Origin of the sequence: Arthrobacter sp. NPDC056727 (assembly GCF_042790555.1) — a bacterium.
GTDB lineage: Bacteria > Actinomycetota > Actinomycetes > Actinomycetales > Micrococcaceae > Arthrobacter.
The window spans coordinates 1-4,305 of the sequence record NZ_JBHTZA010000054.1 but is presented as its reverse complement, the minus strand read 5'-3'; the positions used below and the strand labels follow the sequence as shown (position 1 = coordinate 4,305).

Sequence of the window (4,305 nt, the reverse complement as noted above, 5' to 3'; positions counted from 1 at the left end):
CCATTCCACAATGTACCGCCGGATCACTAGTCCCGACTTTCGTCCCTGCTCGAGATGTCTCTCTCACAGTCAAGCTCCCTTGTGCACTTACACTCGACACCTGATTGCCAACCAGGCTGAGGGAACCTTTGGGCGCCTCCGTTACTTTTTAGGAGGCAACCGCCCCAGTTAAACTACCCATCAGGCACTGTCCCTGACCCGGATTACGGGCCGAAGTTAGATGTCCAAAGTGACCAGAGTGGTATTTCAACGATGACTCCACCCGAACTGGCGTCCGGGCTTCAACGTCTCCCACCTATCCTACACAAGCCACTCCGAACACCAATACCAAACTATAGTAAAGGTCTCGGGGTCTTTCCGTCCTGCTGCGCGTAACGAGCATCTTTACTCGTACTGCAATTTCGCCGAGTTTATGGTTGAGACAGCGGGGAAGTCGTTACTCCATTCGTGCAGGTCGGAACTTACCCGACAAGGAATTTCGCTACCTTAGGATGGTTATAGTTACCACCGCCGTTTACTGGGGCTTAAATTCTCAGCTTCGCCGTGAGGCTAACCGGTCCTCTTAACCTTCCAGCACCGGGCAGGAGTCAGTCCGTATACATCGTCTTGCGACTTCGCACGGACCTGTGTTTTTAGTAAACAGTCGCTTCCCCCTGGTCTCTGCGGCCCCGATCCCCTCCCACCAGCAAGTGGTGTTCAAGGTTGGGGCCCCCCTTCTCCCGAAGTTACGGGGGCATTTTGCCGAGTTCCTTAACCATAATTCTCTCGATCGCCTTAGTATTCTCTACCTGATCACCTGTGTCGGTTTGGGGTACGGGCGGCTAAAACCTCGCGCCGATGCTTTTCTAGGCAGCATAGGATCACCGAATCCCCCCTTTACGGGAGTCCCGTCAGATCTCAGGCACATGAACAGCGGATTTGCCTACCGTTCGCCCTACATCCTTGGACCGGGACAACCATCGCCCGGCTCGGCTACCTTCCTGCGTCACACCTGTTAATACGCTTGCCTCCCAGGATCAGGTCCCGCGCTCCACCAAAACCCTTCACCCACAAGGGGTGTCAGGCAGGTCTCGGGCGGTTAGTATCCCCTGTTCAACATGGGCGGTTTTTCGCCGGTACGGGAATATCAACCCGTTGTCCATCGACTACGCCTGTCGGCCTCGCCTTAGGTCCCGACTTACCCAGGGCAGATTAGCTTGACCCTGGAACCCTTGATCATCCGGCGGACGGGTTTCTCACCCGTCTTTCGCTACTCATGCCTGCATTCTCACTCGTGTAGGCTCCACCGCTGGTTTACACCGCGACTTCACCGCCCACACGACGCTCCCCTACCCATCCACACTCCTGAACCACAAAGGCTTGGAAAATATGTGAATGCCACAACTTCGGCGGTGTACTTGAGCCCCGCTACATTGTCGGCGCGGAATCACTTGACCAGTGAGCTATTACGCACTCTTTTAAGGATGGCTGCTTCTAAGCCAACCTCCTGGTTGTCTTCGCAACTCCACATCCTTTCCCACTTAGCACACGCTTAGGGGCCTTAGTTGGTGGTCTGGGCTGTTTCCCTCTCGACTATGAAGCTTATCCCCCACAGTCTCACTGCTGCGCTCTCACTTACCGGCATTCGGAGTTTGGCTGACGTCAGTAACCTTGTAGGGCCCATTAGCCATCCAGTAGCTCTACCTCCGGAAAGAAACACGCAACGCTGCACCTAAATGCATTTCGGGGAGAACCAGCTATCACGAAGTTTGATTGGCCTTTCACCCCTACCCACAGCTCATCCCCTCCATTTTCAACTGAAGTGGGTTCGGTCCTCCACGACGTCTTACCGTCGCTTCAACCTGGCCATGGGTAGATCACTTCGCTTCGGGTCTAGATCACGCCACTGCAACGCCCTGTTCAGACTCGCTTTCGCTACGGCTTCCCCACACGGGTTAACCTCGCGACGTAACACTAACTCGCAGGCTCATTCTTCAAAAGGCACGCCGTCACAACTACAAGGCTGCTCCGACGGATTGTAAGCACACGGTTTCAGGTACTGTTTCACTCCCCTCCCGGGGTACTTTTCACCTTTCCCTCACGGTACTGGTCCGCTATCGGTCATTAGGGAGTATTTAGGCTTATCAGGTGGTCCTGACAGATTCACACGGGATTTCTCGGGCCCCGTGCTACTTGGGATACTCATCAAAGGCGGCGCACAGCATTACGGTTACGGGGCTCACACCCTCTACGGCCGGCCTTTCAAGACCGTTCACCTATACCAGCACTCACACCTCCCCGGTCCGGCAGAACCAGGACAACAAGTCCCACAACCCCGCCCATGCAACGCCCGCCGGCTATCACACATGGAAACGGTTTAGCCTGATCCGCGTTCGCTCGCCACTACTAACGGAATCACTGTTGTTTTCTCTTCCTGCGGGTACTGAGATGTTTCACTTCCCCGCGTTCCCTCCACGCACCCTATGTGTTCAGATGCGGGTCACCAGATCACTCGCGCGTCTGGCGGGGTTTCCCCATTCGGACACCCTGGGATCACAGTCCGGTTATCGACTCCCCCAGGCTTATCGCAGATTCCTACGTCCTTCTTCGGCTCCTAATGCCAAGGCATCCACCGTGTGCTCTTAAAAACTTGACCACAAAGATCAAAAACATTTTCGAGAGAACCACGGAAACCAACCACACACCCAAAAGCATGCAGCCAGATCCAGGTTCAAATATCTTGGAAATTGCTTCTTATAAAAGATGCTCGCGTCCACTATGTAGTTCTCAAACAACAACCCCGTACCACACACCCCACACACCAGACCCCCACAAAGGGAACCACCGTGCGCGATCGGCGCAGCCAGGAAACCAGAAACAAAGCACCCCCGGCAAGAGAAACAAACCCTCCCCGGAAGCCCTGTTGCCTCAGGACCCAACAGTGTGCCAAACACCACCCAACAACAACGAACCCCCGGCATTTCCTGAACCAACCCCCCAAAGGAGGCCAACCCGTACTCACCAACAATCCGCGCCACCAGGCACCTATTCATTGATATTCCACCCATGAGCACCCGCCACAGAACGAACGTCTGTGCTGCGGGCCTTTACTCCTGACAACACCAGTCACCCAGGCATACGCCACAGGCACCGTGCTGTAGGTGCTCCTTAGAAAGGAGGTGATCCAGCCGCACCTTCCGGTACGGCTACCTTGTTACGACTTAGTCCCAATCGCCAGTCCCACCTTCGACGGCTCCCTCCCACAAGGGGTTAGGCCACCGGCTTCGGGTGTTACCAACTTTCGTGACTTGACGGGCGGTGTGTACAAGGCCCGGGAACGTATTCACCGCAGCGTTGCTGATCTGCGATTACTAGCGACTCCGACTTCATGGGGTCGAGTTGCAGACCCCAATCCGAACTGAGACCGGCTTTTTGGGATTAGCTCCACCTCACAGTATCGCAACCCTTTGTACCGGCCATTGTAGCATGCGTGAAGCCCAAGACATAAGGGGCATGATGATTTGACGTCGTCCCCACCTTCCTCCGAGTTGACCCCGGCAGTCTCCCATGAGTCCCCACCACTACGTGCTGGCAACATGGAACGAGGGTTGCGCTCGTTGCGGGACTTAACCCAACATCTCACGACACGAGCTGACGACAACCATGCACCACCTGTGAACCGGCCCCAAAGGAGAAACCACATTTCTGCAGCGATCCGGTCCATGTCAAGCCTTGGTAAGGTTCTTCGCGTTGCATCGAATTAATCCGCATGCTCCGCCGCTTGTGCGGGCCCCCGTCAATTCCTTTGAGTTTTAGCCTTGCGGCCGTACTCCCCAGGCGGGGCACTTAATGCGTTAGCTACGGCGCGGAAAACGTGGAATGTCCCCCACACCTAGTGCCCAACGTTTACGGCATGGACTACCAGGGTATCTAATCCTGTTCGCTCCCCATGCTTTCGCTCCTCAGCGTCAGTTAATGCCCAGAGACCTGCCTTCGCCATCGGTGTTCCTCCTGATATCTGCGCATTTCACCGCTACACCAGGAATTCCAGTCTCCCCTACATCACTCTAGTCTGCCCGTACCCACCGCAGATCCGGAGTTGAGCCCCGGACTTTCACGGCAGACGCGACAAACCGCCTACGAGCTCTTTACGCCCAATAATTCCGGATAACGCTTGCGCCCTACGTATTACCGCGGCTGCTGGCACGTAGTTAGCCGGCGCTTCTTCTGCAGGTACCGTCACTTTCGCTTCTTCCCTACTGAAAGAGGTTTACAACCCGAAGGCCGTCATCCCTCACGCGGCGTCGCTGCATCAGGCTTCCGCCC

At 55.7% G+C, this 4,305-nt stretch carries 2 rRNA genes; both read right to left on the bottom strand.

Going from position 1 to position 4,305, the window contains the following annotated elements:
• A 23S ribosomal RNA gene (locus ACFRAH_RS24165) occupies positions 1-2,635 on the bottom strand; the annotation flags it as partial.
• A gap of 516 nt (positions 2,636-3,151) precedes the next feature.
• Positions 3,152-4,305, bottom strand: a 16S ribosomal RNA gene (locus ACFRAH_RS24160); the annotation flags it as partial.